We start from the raw sequence: 25,211 nt of genomic DNA, 5'->3' as shown, positions 1-25,211 counted from the left end.
ACGCGAAGACAGAAGATCTGGATTGGCTCAGGCGTAAAGATCAACGCCTAATAAAGACTGAACCTCAGCACGACGCTGTTCGTTCTGTTGGCTCTGGTAAGCGGCAACTGCCTGCTGGCCGCGGCTGCTATTACTGTTCTGAAAGTTGCTTTGTTTACTACGTTCGTTATCCAACTGATTAATTACCTGTTGACTGGCCCGAATACCGGATCCGGTATTGGCCGCACCTGACAACCGGTTGTCTGCCAGCAATGGCGCACGACGCTGTTCTGTACCGGCAAATACGCTGGCAACATTAGCGGGGGCATTCAGGCTTTGATTAACAGTCAGGCTCATAACATCTTCATAGTAAGCAAACTGGTTTAATTATAACCAGTTTGCCAGTTTAACCAAGTGTTTTATCTGCCAGGCAGCTTTTTCCAGCTGACGTCGTCGCGCACATATACCGGTTCAGCCTGTGAAGCGCTGACAAAAAGTCCATTGCTGAAGGCTGGCAGCGCCAGGCTCAGCATATCCTGGGCTGAAGGATACAGAATATCACTGGCGATATGAGCTGGCTGTGCCCGCAGCAGCTCGGAAGCATAGGTTTGCCAGCCAGTGCCTACCGCCATTACCTTACCACTTAAACCAAGTGGTGCCAGCAGCTGCGGTTTAATCGCCTGTTCGGCAGTTAATTGTTGCAACACGCCATTGCTGTCGCTGCTAAAACTTGCCAGATACACTTCTGCCATCCGGGCATCAATGGCGGCGACGATTTGGGTAGCCTGATGCAAACGCACCGCTGCCTGAGCCATGGCAGCCAGGGTCGAGACCCCAAAAACCGGTAAGTCGGCGCCAAACGCCAGGCCCTGCGCTACCGATACGCCAATCCGCACCCCGGTAAAGCTGCCGGGGCCGCGGCCAAATACAATACCATCCAACATGTTCAAGCTAAGGCCTGCCCCGGCCAGCAAGCCATCAATCATCGGCAGCACTCGTTTGCTATGTTGCTGCGGACATACTTCATCCAGGGCAATAATGTTACCCTGATGCAACAAGGCGACTGAACACGCTTCAGTTGAGGTATCTAATGCCAGTAACTTCACCTTAATTTTCCTGTGTGGTTTGTTGTAAAAACACTACCGCATCGTCCAGTGAACGGGTGCGGCGCATTGGTGGCAAACTCTTTAAAAAGACACTGCCGTAGGGCCGGGTAACCAGACGGTTATCACAAATAACCAGCACCCCGCGGTCGGTTACGTCGCGAATCAGCCGGCCGACACCTTGTTTTAAGGTTATAACCGCTTGCGGCAATTGCACTGTGCTAAACGGGTCGAGACCACGGCGCTGGCAATCTTCGCTGCGGGCTTGCAATAACGGGTCATCCGGCGACGCAAAGGGTAGTTTATCAATAATGACGCAGCTTAGGGTATCACCGCGCACATCTACCCCTTCCCAGAAACTGCCAGTGCCTAGCAGCACCGCATTTTCCAGGGTTACAAATTGTTCCAGCAACAGGCGCTTACCAGTACTGCCCTGCACCAGCACTGGCTGGCTGATCTGATCAGGTAGTGCGTTGGCCATCCATTGCAGCATGCGGTGACTGGTAAATAAAAAGAAACAACGACCATTATTGGCTTTGATCAGCTTTACTGCCAGTTCCAGCAGAGCCGGGCCCATTTGCTGCTGATGCGGCTCGGGTAAATAACGTGGCAGGCATAACAACGCCTGGCTGGCATAATCGAACGGGCTTTCCAGTAGCAGGGTTTGCGCATTGTCCAGCCCCATTTGCGAAGTGTAATGACTAAAACCCTCATTTACCGACAAGGTGGCAGAAGTGAAAATCCAGCTGCGCTGCTCAGCGGCCACTATGGCTTTAAAGCGTTCGCTAATACTTAACGGGGTTAAGTGCAAACTGACATGCAGCCGGCTGGTTTCGTACCATAAACTGACCCCGGTTTGGTTTAAGTCCTGCATTTTCAACAAGCGGTTTTTCAGCTGAGCGAGACGTTCAAACACACTGTCGACGGTATCACTGCGGCCCAGGCTGCTTTTTAATACCTGATATAACAAATCGATAGCATCGTTTACCCGGGTAAGCGCAGTTTGCATTGGCGTTTGCTGCGCTAAGTCACGCCAGTTACCACGACTGGGCTCAGCAGCAAACTGTAAGCGCCAGTCACGAACTAAGCTGGCCAGCTTCTCGGCTACTTTTACCAGTTGCGGGTGGTCGCGCAGCTCAGATTTGCAGGCCAGCTCTAAATCGCGGCATAAATCGAGCAGCAATCTGCTGGATACCTGTTCACCAAAATAGTCGCTGGCAATATCAGGCAGCTGGTGTGCTTCGTCAAAAATAATCACATCCATCTGCGGCAGCAGTTCACCAAAGCCGGTATCTTTTAACGCTAAATCCGCGAAAAACAAATGATGGTTCACCACTACTAAATCGGCCGCCTGGGCATTTTTACGGGCTTTAAGTAAGTGACAATCTTCATACACCGGGCAATCTTTGCCAAGGCAGTTGTCAGTGGTGCTGGTGACATAAGGCAATGCTTTAGAATCTTCGGCAATATAACTCAGCTCGCCAATATCACCTGACTGGGTTTCAGCTGACCATTTTTTGATCAGGCTTAGATCCTGAATAAGCTGCTCATCCTGCACCGGCACATGATTATAATGTTGCTCTAAACGAAATAAACATAAGTAATTGGCACGGCCTTTTAACAAAGCAGTATGAATAGGGCTGGCCAGCGCCTGCTGCACCTTGGGTAAATCACGTAAGAAGAGTTGTTCCTGCAGATTTTTGGTACCGGTCGACAGAATAACTTTTTTACCCGCCAGTAGCGCCGGCACCAGATAGGCATAGGTTTTACCGGTGCCGGTACCGGCCTCTACCACCAGTGCTGCATTATCGGTAATGGCCGTGGCGACCGCTTCGGCCATTTGTAACTGGGCAACGCGCGGGTTAAAGCCGCTGATATTACTGGCAAGCTTACCTTTGGCAGCAAAAGCAGCCAGTACCTGTTTAGCTAAAGGATTAGTCATGCAGTTGTTGGCCAACGCCGGGGGTAAAGCTATCCACTGCTGCGCCTGTTATAAATTAAAGAGCGCTATTATGCCTTTATCAGCAGAAAAATTCAGACAAAAATATCAAGATGACCGTCTTTGTCGACATGCTGCTCTTCTTCCGGCGTAGTGTACGGCGGTTCAGGATAGTCATCTTTGCGCCGGCCTCTGTTGACGCCTGGCCTGCGTAAAATAAGAAATTTATGTTCGTTTTGTTTAAGCGGACTTAACCTGGCGTCTTTAAATACCGGCACAACCTGTTTCGGATCAGGCTCTACCGGCGTGCCAGGCACCCGTTGTATAAACGGCAAAAATGCATCCATAACTATCCCCTGACCTAAATTATCCCCTGACTACAACGCTACTCTACATATCGGCCTGGCTAAAAATACCTTTAATAAATCCGCTCATTGACTATACAAGTTGACCATATTTCAACCGCAAAATTCATATTCAGGCTTGCCTTCGCAGTACTAAATTCAGGCAGCATTGCACAAAATAACCAAATGTGAAGAATAATCAATCACTTAAAAATAAATCGTTAAATGTATATTTACCAGAACACGCTTGCACTTTTGCCGCCGCACAGGTAACTTGTATAACATCTTAATACGCAAGAACACATAAATGCTGAACGTTATTGCCCTGCACCATCGTCATAGGTACTAGCCGTCCGATTTTTCGGAGGGCTGAAGTCTGGCGCTCCGGTGGTAACGTAACAAAAACCCCGAGCTCAGGCCCGGGGTTTTTGTTTATTGTATTAACCATTTTTTAGTTATCGTCATGGAGACCATTATGAGTCCGGCAACAGAAAGTAAACGCTTACGTATCGCTATGCAAAAATCTGGTCGTTTATCGGTTGATTCTCAGGCCCTTTTTACCAGCTGTGGTTTAAAGATTAATTTGCGTGAGCAACGGTTGATAGCCCATGTCGAGAATATGGACATCGATATCCTGCGGGTACGCGACGATGATATTCCCGGCCTGGTGATGGATGGTGTCTGTGACTTAGGCATTGTTGGCGAGAACGTACTGGAAGAAGAATCGCTGCAGCGCCAGCTGGATAATGACAGTTTCGATTATACCGTGTTAAAACGGCTTGATTTTGGTGGTTGTCGCTTATCTATTGCCGTGCCACAGGAAGATGAGTACCAGGGGCCAGTTTCGCTTGACGGCAAAACCATTGCCACCACCTACCCAAGGCTGCTGGGGCGTTATTTAAAGCAGCAAGGCGTTAATGCCCGGGTAGTTACCTTAAAGGGTTCGGTTGAAGTAGCGCCACGCGCCGGTTTAGCCGATGCGATATGTGATTTAGTATCAACCGGTGCCACGCTCGAAGCCAACGGCTTAAAAGAAGTCGATGTAATTTACCGCAGTAAGGCAGTGCTGATTCAGCGCAAAGACTTAACAGACAGCAAGCAGCTTAAACTGATTAATAAACTGATGCCGCGGATCAACGGGGTAATGCAGGCCAATGAAAGCAAATATATTATGCTGCATGCGCCACGCGCCCGCCTGGATGAAGTGATTGCCCTGCTGCCCGGTGCGGAAAACCCGACCATGCTGCCGCTGGCAGGTAACGACACTATGGTTGCTATTCATGTGGTTAGCAGTGAAACTTTATTCTGGGAAACCATGGAGCAATTAAAGGCGCTGGGCGCCAGCTCTATCTTAGTGCTGCCAATTGAAAAAATGATGGAGTAACTATGGCTTCAACTATGGCTACTGCTTCGGCTACCCTGTTTAACTGGCCGCAATTATCGGCAGAGCAACGACAAATAGCGCTGGCCAGGCCGGAGCTGGCCGACTCAGCAGGCTTAAGCGAACAAGTTCGTAGCATTATCACTACCGTCAAACAACAGGGCGACGCCGCACTTCGCAGCTATAGCCAACAGTTTGATGGTTTAACCGATAACCCACTGCGCCTGAGCGACAATAAAAAACGCAGTGTGCTGGCAACCTTACTACCTGAGCGTAAAGCCGCTATTGAGCTGGCCTATGACAATATTCGTAAATTCCACGCGGCGCAGTTACCCCGCGATATTGATGTCGAAACCAGCAGCGGCGTATTCTGTCAGCTGAAAAGCCGGGCTATCAGTGCAGTAGGCTTATATATTCCCGGTGGCAGTGCACCCTTACCCTCTACCGTGCTGATGCTGGGCGTACCGGCCCAACTGGCGGGATGTCCGCGGCCGGTATTAGTAACCCCACCGGGTAAACCGGCAGCTGACGATATCGCAGCGGAAATTCTGTATGCGGCGGAGCTTTGTGGTATTTCCGAAATTTACACCATTGGTGGCGCCCAGGCCATTGCCGCCCTGGCTTATGGTACTGAAAGTATTGCTAAAGTGGATAAAATATTTGGCCCGGGCAATCGTTATGTTACCGCAGCCAAGCAGCAGGTAAGTCAGGATGCTAAAGGCGCGATGATTGACATGCCGGCCGGCCCGTCTGAAGTGCTGGTGCTGGCCGATAACAGTGCCAACCCTGCCTTTGTTGCTGCCGATTTATTATCGCAAGCCGAGCACGGCCCGGATTCTCAGGTCCTGTTAGTTAGCGACAGTGCTGAGCTGATTAGCAAAGTACAAGTTGAAGTAACTAAACAACTGGCCAGCTTGCCCCGTAAGGATATTGCTCAAGCAGCACTTAGCCACAGTCGTTATATTTTAACAGCAGATTTAGCCGAAGCAGTCGCGGTTACCAATGCTTATGCGCCAGAACATTTAATTGTGCAAACCGCAATTGATGATGAGCTGATTGAGCAGTTTACCAGCGCAGCAAGTATTTTTGTTGGCCAGTGGACACCCGAGTCAGCGGGTGACTATGCCAGTGGCACCAACCATGTTCTGCCAACTTATGGCTACAGCAAAACAGTATCAAGTTTGTCACTGACTGACTTTTACCGTCGCTTTACCGTGCAAAAACTGTCAGCCACGGGTATGCGTAATATTGGCCCGGCGATCGTTACCCTGGCTGAAGCTGAAAGTTTAGAGGCCCACGCCAATGCGGTGCGGCTGCGCATGGCAGTGCTTAATGAGTCAGAGACGTGCAACAATAATAGCGGCGGAGGTAAAGTATGACTGAGGCAACAGGTTCCGGGGTGAATACGCTGGCCCGGCAGTTAGTTAAGGAGCTGGTTCCTTACGCTTCTGCCCGCAGCAGTATGAGCGGTGGCGCGGTGTGGTTGAATGCCAACGAAAATGCGCTGGCGCCGGCTTATCAGCTGGATGGTACTTTTAACCGTTATCCGTCATGTCAGCCAAAAGCTGTGATCAATGCCTATGCGGCTTATGCCGGCGTAGGCGCAGAGCAGGTACTTGTCAGCCGTGGTGCCGATGAAGGCATAGAGCTTTTGATCCGCAGCTTTTGCGAACCCAAGCTGGATAGCATTACCATTTGTCCGCCAACTTATGGCATGTATGCAATAAGTGCGGAGAGTAATCAGACTGCGGTTGATAAAGTATTGCTGTTAAACAGTGAACAGCTTGATCTGGATGGTATTTTTGCCACCCGCCCCAAGCTGGTTTTTATTTGCAGCCCGAATAACCCAACCGGCGATCTGATCCCACGCGAGCAGATTATTGCTGTGCTGGAACATTTCAGCGGCAAAGCACTGGTGGTGGTAGACGAAGCCTATATTGAGTTTGCGCCACAAGCCTCTGTGGTGCCGCTGTTAAGCCGCTACCCGCATTTGGTAGTGCTGCGCACCCTGTCTAAAGCCTTTGGCTTAGCCGGACTGCGCTGTGGCTTTACCCTGGCCTCAGCTGATGTAATAAACGCTCTGAAAAAAATGATTGCACCCTACCCGATTGCTGAGCCGGTTGCACAAATTGCTGCCCAGGCCTTGTCTGCAGCAGGCATAGCGCAAATGCAACAAAGCGTCGCTACTATTAATCAGCTACGCAGCGTCTTTATTGAGCTTACGCAGCAGCTGCCAGGCGTGTTGAGGGTCTGGCCCAGTAATGCCAATTATGTGCTGTTGCAAGTTGCAGATGCTGCTGACTGTGTCAGTGCCCTGATTAACGCTGATATTTTAATTCGGAATCAGTCCAGTCAGTTGGGCTTATCACAGGTGGTAAGGGTGTCGATTGGCAGCCCGGATGAAATGCAGCGCCTGCAGCAGGCAATGTTGAACTATTTTTCAGTTAATAAGAGAGAACACGCATGAGTGGCCAGCCTATTTTATTTATTGACCGCGACGGCACCATGGTGGAAGAGCCACCAATTGATAAACAATTAGATAGCCTGGAAAAGCTGGCATATGAACCAGAGCTGGTTCCTGCCCTGCTGAAATTGCAGGCCGCCGGTTACCGGCTGGTAATGGTAACCAACCAGGATGGCCTCGGCACCAGCAGCTTCCCTCGGGATACCTTTGATGCGCCGCACGATAAAATGATGCAGCTATTAACCTCGCAAGGCATTAACTTTGACGACGTACTGATTTGCCCGCATTTTGAGCAGGATAACTGCAGTTGCCGTAAACCGAAACTGGGGCTGGTGAAAGACTATCTGCAGCAGGGCAAAATCGACTTTACCAACTCTTATGTGATTGGCGACCGCTTAACTGATGTGCAACTGGCCGATAACATGGGCCTGCCTTCATTTCAGTATAATCGTGACACTCTGGGCTGGCGTGAGATAACTAAGCAGTTACTAAGCCGCGGCCGCAAGGCCACAGTGCGTCGGACAACCAGAGAAACCGATATAGAAATCAGTGTTGACTTAGATAGTACTGGTAACAACAGCTTTAATACCGGCGTTGGCTTTTTTGACCACATGCTGGAGCAAATTGCCACTCACGGCGGTTTTTCACTGCAGGTAAGGGTTGAAGGTGATCTCCATATTGACGATCACCACAGTGTCGAGGACACTGCATTGGCGCTGGGCCAGGCGTTAAAACAGGCGTTGGGCAATAAACGTGGCATAAATCGTTTTGGTTTTGTCCTGCCAATGGACGAGTGCCGGGCTGAATGTGTGCTGGATTTATCCGGCCGGCCGCTGTTTAAATTCGATGCCAACTTAGGCGAAGGTAGCGTTGGTGGCCTCAACCTGGAGATGGTACCGCACTTTTTCCGGTCATTAAGCGATGCCATGCTGATCAGCTTACACTTATCGATCACCGATGGTAACAAACACCATATGGTAGAAGGCTTATTTAAGGCGTTTGGCCGGGCATTACGCCAGGCCATTACCGTAACCGGTGAAGCCCTGCCAAGCTCCAAGGGAGTATTGTGATGCAGTTGGTTATTGTTGATACCGGCTGCGCCAATATCAGTTCGGTATACTTTGCTTTTAAACGGCTGGGGGTAGAGGCCACGATCAGCCGTGATGCAACGATAATTAAAGCGGCCGCTAAAGTGATTTTGCCCGGCGTCGGCACGGCCCACAATGCCATGGCGCAGCTGCAACATAACGAGCTTATCGACACTCTGCAAAGCCTGCAGCAGCCATTGTTAGGTATTTGCTTAGGCATGCAAATGCTAACCAGCCATAGTATGGAAGGCGACGTACCTTGTTTAAACCTGATCCCCGGTGACGTACAGCCAATGCAAAGTGCCGGCTTACGCTTACCTCATATGGGCTGGAATACCCTGCACAGTATCAGCAGCCACCCATTGCTTAAAGGATTCAGCAGCAGTGATTATGTGTATTTTGTGCATAGTTTCGCGGTGGCGCCCAGCCTGCACTCACTTGCACTATGTAACTATGGCAGTGACTTTGCAGCAGTGATTGGCAAAGATAATGTTGCTGGCGCCCAGTTTCATCCGGAACGCTCCGGTAAAACCGGCGCCCGTTTATTACAGAACTTTCTGGAGTGGCAATTGTGATTATCCCGGCGATAGATTTAATAGACGGTACCGTAGTGCGGCTATATCAGGGGCGCTACGACAACACAACAGAATACCAGTTCAGCCCGCTTACCCTGCGCAATCAATATGCGCAAGATGGTAGCGACTGGCTGCATATAGTTGATTTATCCGGTGCTAAAGATGCAAGCAAACGGCAGCTAGCACTGTTGACCGAGCTGATGACAGCCTCACCCTTGCATATTCAGGTTGGCGGCGGAATCCGCAACGAACAGGATGTGATTGATTTACTTGATGCCGGTGCTGGCCGGGTGGTAATCGGCAGCCTGGCAATCCGCGAGCCCGGGCTGGTGCAAAGCTGGATCCGTAAATATGGCGGCGAGCAGATTGTGCTGGCGCTGGATGTGGCCATTAATGATAAAGGCGAGAAAACCCTGCCTTCACACGGCTGGATTAAACAATCTGACATTACTCTGGAACAAGTGCTGGACGACTATATCACCGCCGGCGCCAAACACGTGCTATGCACCGATATCAGCCGCGATGGCACCTTAAGTGGTTCAAATGTGTTGCTTTACCGCGAACTTACCGCGCATTACCCGCAAATTCAGTGGCAGGCTTCAGGCGGTATCGGCTCGCTGGCTGATATTAAAGCGTTAATTGGCAGTGGTGTTGCCGGGGTTATTTTGGGCCGCTCTTTGCTGGAAGGTAAATTTACATTGAAGGAGGCCATTGCATGCTGGCAAAACGGTTAATACCCTGTTTAGATGTGCGCGATGGCAAAGTCGTTAAAGGCGTCCAGTTTCGCAACCATGAGATCATTGGCGATATTGTGCCATTAGCCCAGCGCTATGCCGAAGCTGGCGCCGATGAACTGGTATTTTATGATATTACTGCGTCGAGCGATGGCCGGGTGGTTGATAAAAGCTGGGTGCGGCGGATAGCCGAAGTAATCGATATTCCGTTTTGTGTCGCCGGTGGCATTAAAAGTGTGATTGATGCTGGCAAAATCCTGGAAATGGGCGCCGATAAAGTATCGGTCAACAGCCCTGCCCTGGCCCGGCCTGAGCTGATTAGTGAGCTCAATCATATTTTTGGCCAGCAGTGTGTGGTGGTTGGTATCGACAGCTTTTTTGATGTGGCCTCAGGCCAGTATCAGGTATACCAGTTTACCGGCGATGAAAGCCGCACCCAGAAAACCCGCTGGCTTACCCGCGATTGGGTGGCCGAAGTACAGGCGCGTGGCGCCGGCGAGATTGTGCTTAACTGCATGAACCAGGACGGCGTACGCCAGGGTTATGATATTGCCCAGTTAAAAAGCATTCGCGATGTCTGTAAAGTACCATTAATCGCCAGTGGCGGCGCCGGTACTATGGAGCATTTTAGTCAGGTGTTTCAGCAAGCCGATGTCGACGGCGCCTTGGCGGCCAGTGTGTTTCATAAAGCAATTATTGAGATTGCCGCTTTAAAAACGAAATTGATTGCCGATGGAATCAGCATACGGCCTTAGAGAAAACCTATGAACCAAGAACAAATCAGCCAGCTTAGCTGGCCCGAAAGCAAGTTACTGCCGGCAATAGTGCAGCATGCCATTTCCGGCAAGGTGTTAATGCAGGGATATATGAACCCGCAAGCACTTGAGCACACCCTGCAAAGCGGCCAGGTAACTTTTTTCAGTCGCAGCAAACAGCGGCTGTGGACCAAAGGCGAAAGCTCCGGTAATACCCTGCAACTGGTCAGCATTGCCAGTGACTGCGATAGCGACAGTATTTTAGTGTTGGCTCAGCCACAAGGCCCGACCTGCCACGTTGGCACCGAAACCTGCTGGCATGACAATAGCGCTAATAGCCCACAGTTAAGCTTTTTATACGATTTAGAACAGGTAATTCAAAGCCGTGAAGGCGCCGATCCGGCCAGCAGTTATACCGCCAGTCTGTTTGCTAAAGGTGTTAAACGGATAGCCCAGAAAGTCGGTGAAGAGGGAGTAGAGTCTGCTCTGGCGGCGATGGCCGGTGACAAAGAAGAGTTGGCCAACGAAGCTGCCGATTTAATTTTCCACCTGCTGGTGCTGCTACGCAGCCAGCAACTTGAACTGAACGATGTCATTAAGGTGTTGCAACAACGCCATAATTAAACGTTGAGCAAACCTCAAGGTAGCGCTGCTTAGCGCTACCTTGAGGTTTCTTAGTCTATCGACATCCAGTGCTGGACCGCTGAGGCCAGTTCATCAGGGTGAAACTTTGCTATGAACTGATCGGCACCAACCTTTTTAACCATTGCCTCGTTAAATACTCCGCTGAGCGATGAATGCAGCACAATATGAACATGTTTCAGATGCTCATGCGCTTTGACTTCAGCTGTGAGGGTATAGCCGTCCATTTCCGGCATCTCAATATCAGAGATCAGCAGTGGAACATGGTCAGAGATATCCCCACCCAGTTCATCAGCTTTTGCCAATAACCAGTTCAGTGCCAAACGTCCATCATTTACCACTTCGACATTGATGCCAATTGAGCTAAGTGCCCGTTTCACCTGATTGCGGGCAACAGCAGAATCATCAGCAACAAGTACCGTGAGTTTCGATAAATCCTTTTCAGACTTGCGTTGTTTAATCTGCTCACTCACTTCCTCGTCTGGCGGCGAAATTTCAGCAAATACTTTTTCGACATCCAGAATTTGCACCAACTTATCATCCAGTTGGGTCACTGCTGTCAGATAATGATTACGACCAGCGCCCTTTGGCGGCGGCATAATTTGCTCCCAGTTAATATTGACGATACGGTCAATGCCACCAACCAGAAAACCCTGGGTAGTACGGTTATATTCGGTTACCAGAATATAAGCTTTACTTAAATCCTCAATTGCCTTGCCACCCGTTGCTTTACTTAAATCGATAACAGTAACCGGTGTGCCGCGCAGATGAGCAATGCCTCTGACATGGTCGTTGGCGCCAGGCATATCAGTTAATTGCGGACACTGAATCACTTCCCTGACCTTAAACACGTTAATGCCATAAGGTTGTTGCCCGGTTAAGCGGAAAATCAACAACTCCAGACGGTTCTGACCTACAATGTTGGTTCTCTGGTCAACCGAACTCATTAATGAACTCATGGTGCTTCCTCACTGCAACCTGGGTTGCGTTAAAATCAGGTCTCAAATTTTGAGCTAACAGTTACCAGCGATTCAGAAAGTACCCTTAAATCGTCTGATATACCATGCAAACTCAACTGCAAGCTCTTGGTTTGGGCAAATGATCCTATCATTTTAGCGGTGTTACTGGCGATTTGCTCGGCAACCATGGTTTGCTCTTCAGTTGCCGCAGCAATTTGCGCATTTAACATGCTAATTTGCTGAACTTCCTGATTAATTTGCTCTATCGAGGTGCCGGCATCAGCTGCCAAACTAGCAGAATGTTCAGCATTACTTACCGCCTGGCTCATAATACTGACCGCCCCACTGACATTATCGTTCAGTTGCCGCAGCACATCCTGCACCATCGTTACCGATTTTGCCGTTTTCGAAGATAAGTTACGCACTTCATCAGCAACTACCGAGAACCCTCTGCCATGCTCTCCTGCTCTGGCCGCTTCGATTGCGGCATTTAATGCCAGTAAATTAGTTTGATCAGCTATATCGTTAATGCTTTTCAGAATTTCAGTGACATTTTTCGTTTTCTCTGCCAGCTCCGTAATAACATCCTGAGCATGCTTTATTTCATCAGACAAACCTTGTGAGTATTTGACAGCGTGGCTGGTTTTATCCAGTCCCAACTTGGCCAGTTCGTTTGCTTTGCCAGCACCAGTGGCAGCATCATTGGCCGACTGACTGATGTCTTGTACCGATAACTGCATTTCAGCCATGCTGTGGCTGACGGTTTCTGAATTGTCAGATTGCTCCAGTGTCATTCTTTCCATGTTATTCATGCCCGTAGCCAGATCCTTAGCGCTGCGGTTTAACGGATCTATGGTCTTGGCCAAATCGTTAAAAGATGACTGAAGCATCCCGATAAACAGGTTAAACTGCTTGGCTACCACACCAAGCTCATCATTACCTGTTACCGGCAACCGGCTCGCCAGATTCCCCTTACCACTGGCCAGCTCAGCCAGCGAGACCCCCAGGGTTCTGGCCGAGTTACTAATCCGACTGGCAATAAAGTGGCCAAGGCCAGCTGTTAACAAGATCAACACACTACCCAGTGCTAAAATCACTGTTAACGCTAAGTCCATATTGTCGGACATATTTTCAATGGCCTGAGAAAATCGCTCGTCAGCCTGTTGCTCAAACTGAGTAAATCGATTGTTCAGACTTTCGAACTGCTCAGTCTTCGTGGCAACACTCGCCTGAATCTTGGCAAAGTCGACATCGCCATCAATAAATTGTTGGGCAATGCCGCCAGCCAGGCTGGCATAGTTAGCAGCATCTTGCTGCAGTTTATCCATTAATTGCTGCTGTCCGGGATTAAGGGTTTTCAGCCGGTTCAGATTTTGCTGCAGCTTATTACTATTTTGCTGCGCCGTAGCCAATAAATCGGGATCTGATAACGTTACCGCCTGAGTAAAAAACTCATCCAGCGAGATAAAACCAGATTGAACTTGTGACGCCAGCTTTGACGTCTCGTACATATAATCACGCATGCTCTGGGTCGTGGCATTGTTTTTGGCCGTAAAAAACACACTAACCGCTACCACGGTAGAAAATGCAATTACCGCCAGACCAATAACCAGCCAGATCTTCATCACTATCGACATATTTTTCATATAATAATACTCTTCTCTGCCAGCCAGCAAACTACCTGCAATGTTGCATTCAGTTCAGGGTTAATACTACTTTTACTGTATCTGTTACGCTGGAGGCTGCAATATAGCCTATAGCATTAGGTTCTTGGCAACATGCTCAATTACCGCGGCTTCCGAAGCCAGCTCCAGTGGCGGTGAACCTTTACCAGTAAATACCAATTTCGACCAATGTGCTTTTAGTTGGGCAGAAGAGCGGCCCACTCCTTTCTCATCAAACTGGCCTCTCAGTGGTGAGCTTTCCGCCAGATTAACCGCAGCAAGTGCCGATGACCTGCCGGTATAAAGCCGGGTAAGTTCGTCAGTTGTTAAGGTTGTAGTGTTGGCCGGGTTAACAATCACAGCTATGTCAGCGGCTACCGGCATCATAGTGCCAGCAGCTGCAAGGAGTATAACAGTGGCTAAGAATCTGCTTAACATAAAGGCTCCTTAAAAAACCAGGTCGACACCAAAAGCCATTACGCCGTTACGCCGGCCAGTTGTCTTAATTGTGATACTTGAATATACAGTGGCAGGAATCAAAGCAACGGCCAGCGACAAGGCGACTAGACTTTTTATCATTATTTCCTCTCTAATTTAAATTAGTGCCTAACTTTGAACATTATCAACTACTGATATTTTAATTACCAGAATGAAACCATTGACTATTTTTAGCATTACCAAACAAAGCTTAGGCTATAACCAGAGAAATTGGCATAACATTTAATCAAATTAATTCACTGCCAGTGAAAACACTGAAAATTCTACTTAAGATAACTCAGCATTAGCAAAGTTAACTTCAAAAACTTTACCTCAGCAACATCCCAACGCGTAAAACCGGATGGCTGGCTTATTAAACTGTTACAGGATTTATCGACATCTTGACAAGCCGCTACCAGGCGCCGAGTATAACGGCGCCCGCGTAGAGTGCGCTCTAAATAAAATATAAGAGAAATTATGAAAAAATCCTTGTTGATACTGGCACTGACCGGTAGTTTTGCGATGGCTGATGAAGGGATGTGGATGCCGCAACAACTTCCCGATATTGCAAGTGAATTAAAAGCTGCCGGCCTGGAACTTGACCCGGCAAACCTGACCAAACTTACCGAATTTCCAATGGCTGCTATTGTCAGTTTGGGTGGCTGCTCAGCCTCTTTTGTCTCGTCTACCGGCCTGGTGGTTACTAACCATCACTGTATTTATAATAGTATTGCCCACAACTCTACACCTGAAAATGATTTGCTTGCCAATGGTTTTCTGGCCACTACAACGGCAGCTGAAGTGCCCGCGGCGCCGGGTAGCCGGGTATATGTTACTAAAGCAGTTGACAATGTCAGCGCACAAGTTATTGATGCAGCAACCGCCAAGCTAAGCGGAAAAAAGCGAATCGACGCTATTGAAGCAAACCAAAAGCAGTTAATAGCCCAGTGCGAGCAAGATGAAGGTCACCGTTGCCGGGTAGCTGCATATTATGGCAGCCTGGAATACTACCTGATTAAGCAGCTTGAAATTAAAGACGTCCGTCTGGTTCATGCTCCAGCTGAAGGCGTCGGAAAGTTTGGCGGCGATACCGATAACTGGATGTGGCCCCGTCACACCGGCGACTATGGTTTTTTACGGGCTTATGTCAGCCCGGATGGTAAATCTGCTGATTATCATAAAGATAACGTACCATACCAACCAGACCACTACCTGAAGCTGGCAGCAGAAGGCTTACAGGATGGCGATTTTGTGATGGCGTTGGGCTACCCGGGCCGGACCAACCGGCACCGGCTACCTGCTGAAGTAAGTGAAACTTTTGAGTGGAGCTACCCTAATACCGTGCAGCAGTTTAAAGACACGCTGGCTATTATCAACCAGGTAACCTCAACCAATAAGGACGCCGAACTTAAGTATGCCAGCAGAGTTGCGGGTCTTAACAACTATATGAAAAACCGCCAGGGCATGCTGGACAGTTTTGCCGACAGCGACTTTTTACAGCGTAAAACAGCTGAACATAAGGCACTGAGATCATGGGTTAACAGTAACAGTGACAACAAAAAAGCCTATGCCAAAGATCTGGATACCATTGAAAAGCTGCTAGCCGAACAACACCGTAAATCCCGCGCCGATTATGCCCTGAACAACGCTACGCCGCGCTTACTTAATGTTGCCCGTTCGTTATACCGTTTAGCGCAAGAGGGCACTAAGCCTGACACCGAGCGTAAAGCAGGTTATCAGCAGCGGGATATTCCCCGCTACCAGGCATTTGTTGCCGGCATGGAACGCAACTTTGATTCCAGCGTTGAAAAAGCCCTTGATTTACATAATCTGACTAAATATGTTGCTTTACCTAAAAAACAACGCAATAGCGATTTTGACAGCGCCCTCGGGATTAAAGGCAATATGAGTAGCAGTGAGCTGAGCGCGCTGATCGACAGCTGGTACGCCAAAACCAGTTTAACTGAGTTAAGTAACCGCAAGTCATTAATCGATAGTGCGCCTGCTCAGTTTAGTCAGAGTGCTGATCCTTTTGTAATGGCTGCCGTTGCACTGTACCAGGCTGATTTAAAGCGGGAAGCTGAAAGTGAAGAGCTGGCTGGAAAAATTCAGCAGGCTTATGCCAGTTACATGCGGGCCAAAATTGCGTATATGCAAGCTCAGGGGCAAGCTGTTTATCCCGATGCCAACAGTACCCTTCGGGTAACCTACGGCAATGTAAAAGGCCGGGCACACGGTAACGAAGACGGTAATGCCTGGGCCCCGTTTACTACCTTGCGTGGTATTACCGCCAAGGCAACGGGTGAGGGTGAGTTTAATGCTCCGGCTGAGCAACTGGCAGCAATTAGAGCGAAAGATTACGGCCCTTATCTGGAACCAACACTTAAGTCAGTACCCGTTAATTACCTTGCAACACTGGATATTACCGGGGGGAACTCTGGCTCCGCTATTTTAAATAGCAAAGCTGAGTTTGTTGGACTGGCCTTTGATGGCACCCTGGATTCAATTATCTCTGACTGGGATTATAATCCGGCAAACACCCGTTCTATTCAGGTAGATTTACGCTTTATGCTTTGGCAAATGCAGCAGGTAGATAAGGCCACTGCGCTATTGCAGGAACTTGGTGTTAACTAGCAACGAGCTACTTAAACTAAGTAAAGATTGAATTTTATAAAACCTCTGCCCGGCAGAGGTTTTTTTTATAGTGAAATACACTAATAAATTGGATAACCTTAGTTTAAACGACTAACATTAAAATCAGATGGCTAAACTCAGTAAGCATTTGCTTAAAGAATCCAGCTTAATTCAAATGCTCGATCCTCTGGGCGCTGACTGGAATAACACGCAGCGTTCAGTCCCGGACAATGCCGCAAGTCAACACGCGGTAGCTTCAGACTTTTCCCGATTAAACAGCTTATTTGACCACTTTCTGGAAGCTATGGGCATTGCTATTGCCTTAATTGGATTGGACGGCAGCATACTGGCCTCCTCGAAATGGCAGCGCGCCTGCATGCAGTTTCACCGGGTAAACGAAACCAGCCGCCAACGCTGTCATGAGAGTGATGTCGACTTAGCCAGCAAGATGCAGCAAGGCCATAATTATGCGTTGTATAAATGTCGAAATGGTTTAACCGATTGCTCAACGCCACTGATAATTAATGATGTTCATATCGCCAATTTATTTATTGGCCAATTTTTCCTGACTGAACCTGATTTAGCCTTTTTCAGCTCACAGGGAAAAGAGCTAGGATTTGACAACGATGAATATCTGAATGCTATAGCAGAAGTGCCGATAGTCGCAGAAGAAAAGCTACCGGCACTGTTAAACTTGCTGGCATCGCTGGCACAGCAAATTGCTGAGCTTAGTATGGCGAATCAGCAATCTGCCCGCACCATTAGTTCAGTTGAACAGCAAATTGCCGAGCGGACTCAGGAGTTGGAGCTGCAAAACCTGATTTTAAGCCAGATAAGTCAGGGTGCAGGACTAACCGACATTTTAGCTTGTATGGTCCAGCAAATTGAATTATTACACCCGGAAATGCGTTGTTCAGTGTTATTGCTAGACCCAAGTGGCAAATTCCTCAAACATGGCGCAGCGCCGTCCTTACCTGATTTTTACAATCAGGGAGTAGATGGCTTACCTATTGGCATGGGCCAGGGCTCTTGCGGCACTGCGGCCTATACCGGTGAGCCGGTCATCGTCGAGGACATTAACAACCACCCCTACTGGCAGCCCTTTCTGGAGTTAACTCAGGCCGCCAATCTGGCAGCCTGTTGGTCACAGCCAATAAAAAATGCCGACGGCAAAGTACTGGGCACTTTTGGGATTTATCACAGCGAGCCTTGTCAGCCAACTGCCAGCCAGCGTCAGAAAATTGCCAGATACAGTAACCTGGCAGAGCTGGCCATAAACCGCAGCTTATCAGCAGAAAAAATTCGCCGGCTGGCATTTTATGATGACTTAACCGGCCTGCCAAACCGCCGTTTGCTGGAGGAACGGCTGCAACATGCAATAAGTAACAGTAAACGCAGCAAAAATTATTGTGCAATGATGTTTATTGATTTAGATAATTTTAAACCGGTAAACGATTTATATGGCCATAAAACCGGCGACCAGGTGCTAAGCCAGATAGGAGAGCGTATTCGTCATGTCGTGCGGGAGGCTGACACTGTCGCTCGCTTTGGCGGTGATGAATTTATTGTGCTTTTACATGAAATTGCCGGCAATAAAGCACATTGCATGCAACGCGCTGAACAGATAGCGACCAAAATTGCAGCAACAATTAATGAACCGCTGGATCTTCAGCAAGATAGCCAGCTAAGTCACCGTTGCCAAAGCAGTATTGGTCTGGTGCTGTTTAGTGGCAAGCAAACGAGTGCTGACTTGTTATTACGTCAGGCTGACGCTGCAATGTATCAGGCTAAAAACCGCGGTAAAAACCAGTTTTGTTGGTATCAACCCTGAGCCGTTGGTTTTAACAAACGGGCTGCCAGTCTTACAAAATCTGATGACGTTAAAATACCAGTAATTTTGTTATCACCATCGACCACCGGCAGGCAACCGTGGCGATTTGTCACAAAAAAATCGGCAACCTCAACCAGCGGTTGCTCTGCGGTAACGGCGGCAAAATCAGTAGCCATTAACTCACTGACCAACAACTGCTTTTCTTTGCGCTCCAATGCGGTTGCACCATACTGGGCCATTAAGCCCATAACTTTAGCAATCATTATTTTCTGGGTCAGCATTCCTACAAGTTCGCCATTGGCTTCAATTACCGGGATATGCCGCACATTTTTCTGACGCATTAAATCATGAGCATCTTTCAGGCTGGCGCTCCGAAGTAAACACAGTGGATCAGCGGTCATCAGTTCTGCAACGGTAGTAATGGTCATAAAAATAACTCCTTGTTGGTTTAACCTCAGCAGCTGAATAACAGGTATAGCGAAAAATTTACTGTTTTGCCTGAAGCTGGATCATGTTTAAGATAAGTTATGCCGGTTTTTTAGCACAACTTTTCATTTATCCGCTGCAGCCGATAAACCATAAGCACTGCTGCTCAGTAATACTAGCTCGGCTGATACAAGCTGAAAATCAGCACATAAAGTGTTACTAAATTTCACAAATAGTGGCTGCAATTGTCTTTATACTGAGCCCTGAATTTTGATAAGGAGAGTCCATGTTTAAGCGCATGTTTCTGATGCTGATTGTTGCCGGCCTGATTTTCGGGGGTATTTTCGGCTATAAGGCTATTGGTAATCACTTTATGAACCAGTATTTTGAAACTATGCCAATGCCTGCCGCGACAATAACGGCAACGACGGTTACTACTGCAGACTGGCAGCCCTTTGTCAGCGCAGTTGGCAGTTTTGCCGCAATTAACAGCACAGAGCTTTCGACTGAAGCCAGCGGTATCATTACCAGTATTCAGTTTGAAAATGCCAGTGAAGTACGCAAAGGCCAGTTACTGCTAAAGCTGGATGATAGCGTAGATCAGGCTGATTTAACCCGGTTAACTGCGGCTCAGCAGCTGGCAGAGCTGGAACTGGACCGCTTGCAAACCCTGCTACGTGATAAAGGCGTTTCAGAGCTGGATGTCAGGCGACGTGAGAGTGAAGCGGCTCAGGCCAAAGCGGCGGTCGCCTCTCAACAGGCACGAATTGCCCAAAAGACCATTCATGCTCCTTTTGATGGTATTACCGGCATTCGTCAGGTAAGCCTGGGCCAGCTGGTGTCGCCAGGTGATAATGTCGTGTCGTTACAATCGCTAGATCCAATTTATCTGAATTTCAGTTTACCCGAGCAGCAACTTGCCAGTATCAGCAAAGGCCAGCAACTGACTGTCAGCGTTGATGCCTGGGCTGAGCAGCAATTCAGTGGCGAGATCACTGCGATTGCGCCGGCTGTGCGTCAGTCAAGCCGCAGTGTGGAAGTACAGGCGACTTTTGCCAACCCACAGCATAAATTACGGCCGGGCATGTTTGCCCGGATTCAGATGGATACCGGCCAGAGCAATGAAGTGACCCTGGTACCACAAACTGCTATTCAGTTTAATCCCTATGGCAATTCAGTATTTGTGATCCGCGATAACGACGGCAAACTCACCGCACACCAGCGGTTTGTCAGCACCGGCCAGAGTCGTGGCGATGTTATTGCGATTACGGACGGCTTAAGTGCCGGGGACCGGATTGCCACCTCGGGTTTGTTGAAATTACGCAATGGTGCTGAAGTCATCATCAGCGACAATCAGCAAGCAACCCCGACTGCAGATCCCAATCCAGCACCAGCCAACCAGTAGGGACAATGACTAATGCGCTTTACTGATGTATTTATAAAAAAACCGATCCTGGCATCGGTGGTAAGTTTGTTTATTGTCCTGTTGGGCTTAAGAGCCATTATGGATATGAATGTGCGGCAATTTCCGGAAATTCAGAATGCCGTAGTTACGGTCAATACCGTTTATGTTGGTGCTGATGCCGATCTTATTCAGGGTTTTATCACTACCCCACTGGAGCGGGAAATTGCGTCAGCCGAAGGTATTGATTATCTGGTTTCTACTTCAGTCGCCGGCTCCAGCACAGTAGAAGCTTTTCTGCGGCTTGATTACGATCCGAATGAAGCCCTGACTCAGATTGCGGCCCAGGTAAACAAAATCCGCTCAGAACTGCCAGAGAACGCCCGCGATCCGGTTATTTCATTAAAGGTTGGCCAGGATGTCGCCGCGATGTACCTGTCATTCTACTCAGAAGTATTGGGTAACAACCAAATTACCGACTATCTGGTACGGGTTATTGAGCCACAACTGGCCACCATTCCCGGCGTACAGCGGGCGGAGATCCTTGGCGCCCGGACCTTTGCCATGCGGATCTGGCTCGACCCGGCCAAGATGGCGGCCTTTGGCATTACCGGCTCTGATATCAGCAGCGCGCTGCGCAGTAACAATGTGCTGGCAGCACTGGGCCGAACCAAGGGCCAGATGGTGGCCGTAGATTTAAATGCAGCCACCGATTTACGTAGTGCTGAGCAATTTGCCGACTTGGTGATAAGTGCCGATAGCCGCGCCCTGGTGCGGCTAAAGGACGTCGCCACTGTTGAGCTTGGCGCCGAGAGCTACGAAAGCTCTGTGAGTTTTAACGGCCTTGCCGCAACCTTTATGGGCATTGAAATCTCACCCGATGCCAATGCGCTGGATGTGATAGCGGAAGTCAGAAAAGTCTGGGACCGGGATATTATTCCACAGTTACCTGAAGGACTGGATGCAGACATTCCGTATGATTCTACCGAATATATTGAAAATGCCATTGATGAAGTTGTTATTTCTATCGTACTGGCGCTGGTGATTGTCATTCTGGTGATCTACGCCTTTTTAGGCTCGATGCGCAGCGTTATTATTCCGGCAGTGGCCATTCCTGTATCATTAATTGGTACTTTCTTCTTAATGTGGTTGCTCGGCTTTACCATTAACCTGCTCACCCTGCTGGCGATGGTATTGGCTATCGGCATTGTGGTGGATGATGCCATTATTATGCTGGAAAACATCCATCGCCATATTGAAGAGGGTAAGTCACGCACAGAAGCCGCCATCCTGGGTGCCCGCCAGCTGGCCTGGCCGATTATTACCATGTCGACGACTCTGGTAGCGGTGTTTTTACCTATCGGTTTTGTCGGCGGTTTAACCGGCGTGTTATTCGTCGAGTTTGCCTTTACCCTGGCCGCCTCGGTTATTCTGTCCGGAGTAGTGGCCCTGACCTTATCACCGGTAATGTGCGCTTATATTTTAAAAGCACACCAGAGCGACAGCCAAAATGAAAAGTCGCTGGAGCACTGGCTGGATCAGCGCTTTGAAAAATTACGCAGCGGATATCAGCGCCAGTTACATGCCACCCTTAATTATTTGCCGGTGGTGCTAACATTTGGCGCCATTGTGCTGGTGTCGTGCTACTTTCTGTTTGTTACCAGCCCGTCTGAACTGGAGCCGCCTGAGGACCAGGGCTTTGTGTTCTCTATCCTGGAAGCCGACAGCTTCGCTACCCTGGATTATCTGGAGCGTAATACCAGCGAACTCAATAAGCTGAGCACCGAAGCGCCGGAGATAAAAAATATTTTTATTATCAATGGTACCGGTAGCACCAACAATGCGATTGCCGGTTTTGTATTAGCGCCCTGGGATCAGCGCAAACGCACCACGTCACAGGTACTGGAGCAGAATATTCAGCCATTTATGGCCGGCCTGCCGGGTATTAACAGTTTTGCGTTGGTGCCGCCTTCTTTACCATCCCCAGGTGGTGGCACCCCGGTAGAGTTTATTGTCGGTTCAACCCAGCCGTTTGCCGCCCTGGAAGAAGTGGTACAGGAGATTTTGGGCCGTGCCATGGCCTCCGGCCGCTTTATTTTTGTCGACAGTGACCTGAAAATAAACCGGCCACGCCAGACCGTGCAGGTTGATCGGGAAAAAGCTGCGCTGATGGGGGTGTCAATGCAGCAAATTGCTGCCGATTTGGGCAGTCTGATGTCAGGTGCCGATGCCGGCCGTTTTGCGCTGGACAACCGCTCTTACCGGGTTATTCCACAGGTATCACGCAGTGAACGGTTAAACCCGGAGCAATTAAAGGACTTTTATACCCGTAACCGTGAAGGTGAGCTGGTGCCATTATCAGCTCTGGTCAGCTTAACCGAATCAGTGCAACCTCAGGCATTAAAAGGTTTTCAGCAGCTTAATGCGGTAAAAATATCAGGTGTGCCCCGCCCCGGCGTGCCACTGGGTGATGCTCTGGCTGTGCTGGACCAGATTGCAGCCGAAGTGATGCCGGCGGGTTTTAGTGTGGATTACGCCGGGCAGTCACGTCAGTTTAAGGCGGAAGGTCAGCAACTGGTGGTTACCTTCTTTTTTGCGTTAATTGTTATTTTTCTGATTTTGGCAGCACAGTTTGAATCTTTTAAAAATGCCATCATCATTATGGTAACGGTACCCATGAGTGTCTGCGGCGCGCTGATATTTACCAGCTTAGGCTTTACCAGCATTAATATTTATACGCAGGTGGGCTTACTGACCCTGGTAGGGCTCATTGCCAAGCATGGCATTTTAATTGTGGAATTTGCCAATCAGCTGCAACTGGAAGGACGCAGTAAACGGGATGCCATTGAAGACGCGACCTCAATCCGTTTAAGGCCTATTTTAATGACTACCGCAGCCACGGTACTGGCGATGATCCCGCTGTTGATTGCCACCGGTGCCGGCGCTGGCTCACGCTATGCAATGGGCCTGGTGATTGCCAGTGGCATGACTATCGGCACCCTGTTCACCCTGTATGTGGTGCCTGCAATGTATCTGCTCCTGGCCCGTGATTATCAGCTGCAACCAGAGTATGACAGGACAAAAGAGCGGGTTAGCAACTAGCCCGCTGTAACGATACCGTTACTATAACATAAGCCCGCAAGCCAGAGCTTGCGGGCTTATTTTTTGGGCAAACTGATCGCATTGGCTAGCGGAGACGTTAATAGCCGGGACACCTTTGTCCTTAAAATTGTAACAGAAGGAAACATTATGAAAGTCTCACAATTGGTTACCGGTTCACTGTTGCCCGCCTCTTTAATGCTGACTGTGCAGGCGCACAATCACAAGAAATCTGCTGATATTGTCGACACTGCTGTTGCAGCAGGCGACTTCACAACCTTAGTAACGGCGGTTAAAGCAGCCGATTTAGTTGAAACCTTGAAAGGCGAAGGCCCGTTTACTGTATTTGCACCAAACGACGCAGCGTTTGCCAAAATACCTGCGGCTGATTTAAATGCACTGGTTGCCGATAAAGCGGCATTGACCAACGTTTTAACCTACCACGTGGTTGCAGGTAAAGTGATGGCTGCTGACGTGGTGAAGCTTACCTCTGCCACTACCGTGCAGGGCCAGGATGTTGCCATAGAAGTAAAAATGGGCAAAGTCTATGTTAATGGTGCTGAAGTTATTGCTACCGATATTAAAACCAGCAATGGCGTAATCCATGTGCTGGACAGCGTAATTATGCCAAAAATGTAACTAGCGTTCGTTAGTAACCGGCGGGGCTGCGCTAGCCCTGCCGGCAGTTAACGAACTGCCAAGTGACGCAATAATAACCAATGCAATCGCTAACCACTGCCAGAACGTCAACAATTCGGCCAGGATCAGAAAACCCGCCAACGCAGCAATAGCAGGTTCCATACTCATAAAAACACTGAAGTTTTGTGACGTCATATGGCGCAGTGCTACCATTTCTAATGTATAGGGTATAGCACTGGATAAAATACCCACCAGCAAGCCCAAAGGCAGCACCTGCCAGCTTAGCAACGCCATGCCCTGTGATACCGCGCCTACCGGCACCAGAACCACGGCAGCCACTGTCATGCCCAGCGCGACCGTAATGCCACCAGAGGCCTGTGAGCCGGTTTTTTTACCAAATAAAATATAGCCTGCCCAACAGGCGCCAGCCGCCAGCGCGAGCAGCACGCCAATGGGATCCAGAGCATCAACACCCCACATATCAGGCAGTAACAGTAAAATACCGGCAATAGCACAGCCCACCCAGAATAAATCCCGTTTACGCCGTGAAGCCAGCAAGGCCACTGCCAACGGCCCGGTAAACTCCAATGCCACACCAATACCCAGCGGAATTCGGGCAATCGCCAGATAAAACAGAATATTCATACCGCCTAAACACAGGCCATAAACAATAATTGCCTGCCAGTCGCGGCCCTTTGGCAACGCCCGCCAAGGCCGGAACACTAGCCACAAAACAATTGCCGAAAACCCCAAACGCAGAGCGGTTGTACCCTCAGGTCCGATAAGCGGAAATAGCTGTTTAGCCACCGACGCGCCGGTCTGAATGGTCACCATCGCCAGCACCACACAGCATATTGCCAGGAGCAGGGTTTGCTTAACAGTGCGGGCCATCTGGGGGGGTTCCAATTTATTTCCGATGAGGCGGCTATTTTAACTGAGGCTGCCCCATCTTGCAGCAGCTTGCTTTGTTTTAGTACACGCTCAATTTAATAACCTGAACTGAGGTCGCTAAACCCTCACAGATAAACCCAATCATTGTAATAAGTTAAGTACATACTGGCGCTGAGCGGCGGGCA

At 49.1% G+C, this 25,211-nt stretch carries 22 protein-coding genes; 13 read left to right on the top strand and 9 right to left on the bottom strand.

All coding sequences use genetic code 11. From position 1 onward, the window contains the following. Positions 1 to 27 precede the first annotated feature (27 nt). The 4 genes from H141_RS0106500 to H141_RS0106485 all read right to left on the bottom strand — a co-directional run bounded on the left by H141_RS0106500 (position 28) and on the right by H141_RS0106485 (position 3,368). On the bottom strand, positions 28 to 336 hold the full coding sequence (locus H141_RS0106500) for a hypothetical protein (protein ID WP_019675442.1): 309 nt from the start codon (positions 334 to 336) through the stop codon (positions 28 to 30). A 62-nt stretch (positions 337 to 398) separates the two neighbouring features. Then, positions 399 to 1,085 carry a tRNA (adenosine(37)-N6)-threonylcarbamoyltransferase complex dimerization subunit type 1 TsaB gene (gene tsaB / locus H141_RS0106495; protein ID WP_019675441.1) on the bottom strand — a complete coding sequence of 229 codons (687 nt, stop codon included), beginning with the start codon at positions 1,083 to 1,085 and terminating at the stop codon, positions 399 to 401. A gap of 1 nt (position 1,086) precedes the next feature. Then, a complete protein-coding gene (locus H141_RS0106490) occupies positions 1,087 to 3,024 on the bottom strand; it encodes a DNA repair helicase YoaA (RefSeq protein WP_019675440.1) in 1,938 nt (645 codons plus the stop codon). A gap of 92 nt (positions 3,025 to 3,116) precedes the next feature. Then, on the bottom strand, positions 3,117 to 3,368 hold the full coding sequence (locus H141_RS0106485) for a hypothetical protein (protein ID WP_019675439.1): 252 nt from the start codon (positions 3,366 to 3,368) through the stop codon (positions 3,117 to 3,119). 472 nt (positions 3,369 to 3,840) lie between these two features. Between H141_RS0106485 and hisG the strand changes: the two genes are divergently transcribed. From hisG to hisIE, 8 genes are read left to right on the top strand one after another with little or no spacing between them, the layout of a single operon-like run. Next, complete coding sequence (gene hisG, locus H141_RS0106480) at positions 3,841 to 4,749, top strand: ATP phosphoribosyltransferase (RefSeq protein WP_019675438.1); 909 nt, start codon at positions 3,841 to 3,843, stop codon at positions 4,747 to 4,749. A gap of 2 nt (positions 4,750 to 4,751) precedes the next feature. Then, positions 4,752 to 6,125 carry a histidinol dehydrogenase gene (gene hisD / locus H141_RS0106475; RefSeq protein ID WP_019675437.1) on the top strand — a complete coding sequence of 458 codons (1,374 nt, stop codon included), beginning with the start codon at positions 4,752 to 4,754 and terminating at the stop codon, positions 6,123 to 6,125. Then, positions 6,122 to 7,213, top strand: a complete 1,092-nt coding sequence (hisC, locus tag H141_RS0106470; protein WP_019675436.1) for a histidinol-phosphate transaminase — start codon at positions 6,122 to 6,124, stop codon at positions 7,211 to 7,213. Before hisD ends, hisC begins: the two co-directional genes overlap by 4 nt. Then, positions 7,210 to 8,280 (top strand): bifunctional histidinol-phosphatase/imidazoleglycerol-phosphate dehydratase HisB, encoded by a 1,071-nt coding sequence (gene hisB / locus H141_RS0106465; RefSeq protein WP_019675435.1) that lies wholly within the window; start codon positions 7,210 to 7,212, stop codon positions 8,278 to 8,280. The genes hisC and hisB overlap by 4 nt, the downstream gene beginning before the upstream one ends. Continuing rightward, positions 8,280 to 8,873, top strand: coding sequence for an imidazole glycerol phosphate synthase subunit HisH (hisH, locus tag H141_RS0106460; RefSeq protein WP_019675434.1), 594 nt, complete (start codon positions 8,280 to 8,282; stop codon positions 8,871 to 8,873). Before hisB ends, hisH begins: the two co-directional genes overlap by 1 nt. Beyond that, positions 8,861 to 9,607, top strand: coding sequence for a 1-(5-phosphoribosyl)-5-[(5-phosphoribosylamino)methylideneamino]imidazole-4-carboxamide isomerase (gene hisA / locus H141_RS0106455; protein ID WP_240473102.1), 747 nt, complete (start codon positions 8,861 to 8,863; stop codon positions 9,605 to 9,607). Before hisH ends, hisA begins: the two co-directional genes overlap by 13 nt. After that, the gene (hisF, locus tag H141_RS0106450) at positions 9,589 to 10,362 is read left to right on the top strand and encodes an imidazole glycerol phosphate synthase subunit HisF (protein WP_019675432.1); all 774 of its coding nucleotides are present in this window, start codon (positions 9,589 to 9,591) and stop codon (positions 10,360 to 10,362) included. Before hisA ends, hisF begins: the two co-directional genes overlap by 19 nt. 9 nt (positions 10,363 to 10,371) lie before the next feature. After that, a complete protein-coding gene (hisIE, locus tag H141_RS0106445; RefSeq protein WP_019675431.1) occupies positions 10,372 to 10,986 on the top strand; it encodes a bifunctional phosphoribosyl-AMP cyclohydrolase/phosphoribosyl-ATP diphosphatase HisIE in 615 nt (204 codons plus the stop codon). A 50-nt stretch (positions 10,987 to 11,036) separates the two neighbouring features. On the opposite strand, the gene H141_RS0106440 is transcribed toward hisIE, so the two are convergent. From H141_RS0106440 to H141_RS20755, 3 genes are all read right to left on the bottom strand, one after another. After that, the gene (locus tag H141_RS0106440) at positions 11,037 to 11,963 is read right to left on the bottom strand and encodes a chemotaxis protein CheV (RefSeq protein ID WP_019675430.1); all 927 of its coding nucleotides are present in this window, start codon (positions 11,961 to 11,963) and stop codon (positions 11,037 to 11,039) included. Between the two features lie 35 nt (positions 11,964 to 11,998). Next, positions 11,999 to 13,609, bottom strand: a complete 1,611-nt coding sequence (locus H141_RS0106435; RefSeq protein ID WP_033425413.1) for a methyl-accepting chemotaxis protein — start codon at positions 13,607 to 13,609, stop codon at positions 11,999 to 12,001. 108 nt (positions 13,610 to 13,717) lie between these two features. Beyond that, on the bottom strand, positions 13,718 to 14,065 hold the full coding sequence (locus tag H141_RS20755; RefSeq protein WP_019675428.1) for a hypothetical protein: 348 nt from the start codon (positions 14,063 to 14,065) through the stop codon (positions 13,718 to 13,720). A 516-nt stretch (positions 14,066 to 14,581) separates the two neighbouring features. On the opposite strand from H141_RS20755, the gene H141_RS0106420 reads away from it, so the two are divergent. Together H141_RS0106420 and H141_RS0106415 are read left to right on the top strand one after the other, a co-directional pair. Then, entirely contained in the window at positions 14,582 to 16,738 is a 2,157-nt protein-coding gene (locus tag H141_RS0106420) for a S46 family peptidase (protein ID WP_019675426.1), read from the top strand. A gap of 127 nt (positions 16,739 to 16,865) precedes the next feature. Further along, positions 16,866 to 18,569: a diguanylate cyclase domain-containing protein gene (locus H141_RS0106415; RefSeq protein ID WP_019675425.1), complete on the top strand. Its 1,704-nt coding sequence runs from the start codon at positions 16,866 to 16,868 to the stop codon at positions 18,567 to 18,569. On the opposite strand, the gene H141_RS0106410 is transcribed toward H141_RS0106415, so the two are convergent. After that, positions 18,560 to 18,997 (bottom strand): CBS domain-containing protein, encoded by a 438-nt coding sequence (locus H141_RS0106410; protein ID WP_019675424.1) that lies wholly within the window; start codon positions 18,995 to 18,997, stop codon positions 18,560 to 18,562. The genes H141_RS0106415 and H141_RS0106410 overlap by 10 nt on opposite strands. A gap of 284 nt (positions 18,998 to 19,281) precedes the next feature. On the opposite strand from H141_RS0106410, the gene H141_RS0106400 reads away from it, so the two are divergent. From H141_RS0106400 to H141_RS0106390, 3 genes are all read left to right on the top strand, one after another. Continuing rightward, positions 19,282 to 20,400, top strand: a complete 1,119-nt coding sequence (locus H141_RS0106400; RefSeq protein ID WP_019675422.1) for an efflux RND transporter periplasmic adaptor subunit — start codon at positions 19,282 to 19,284, stop codon at positions 20,398 to 20,400. Between the two features lie 12 nt (positions 20,401 to 20,412). Then, entirely contained in the window at positions 20,413 to 23,499 is a 3,087-nt protein-coding gene (locus H141_RS0106395; RefSeq protein WP_019675421.1) for an efflux RND transporter permease subunit, read from the top strand. 147 nt (positions 23,500 to 23,646) lie between these two features. Continuing rightward, positions 23,647 to 24,135, top strand: coding sequence for a fasciclin domain-containing protein (locus H141_RS0106390; RefSeq protein WP_026349277.1), 489 nt, complete (start codon positions 23,647 to 23,649; stop codon positions 24,133 to 24,135). On the opposite strand, the gene H141_RS0106385 is transcribed toward H141_RS0106390, so the two are convergent. Continuing rightward, positions 24,136 to 25,041, bottom strand: coding sequence for an EamA family transporter (locus tag H141_RS0106385; protein WP_240473101.1), 906 nt, complete (start codon positions 25,039 to 25,041; stop codon positions 24,136 to 24,138). Positions 25,042 to 25,211 lie beyond the last annotated feature (170 nt).

Source organism: Arsukibacterium perlucidum DSM 18276, assembly GCF_000382165.1.
GTDB classification, from domain to species: Bacteria; Pseudomonadota; Gammaproteobacteria; order Enterobacterales; family Alteromonadaceae; genus Alishewanella; species Alishewanella perlucidum.
Note: the sequence above shows the minus strand (reverse complement) of the source record. Positions and strands in the feature narration are given on the sequence as shown.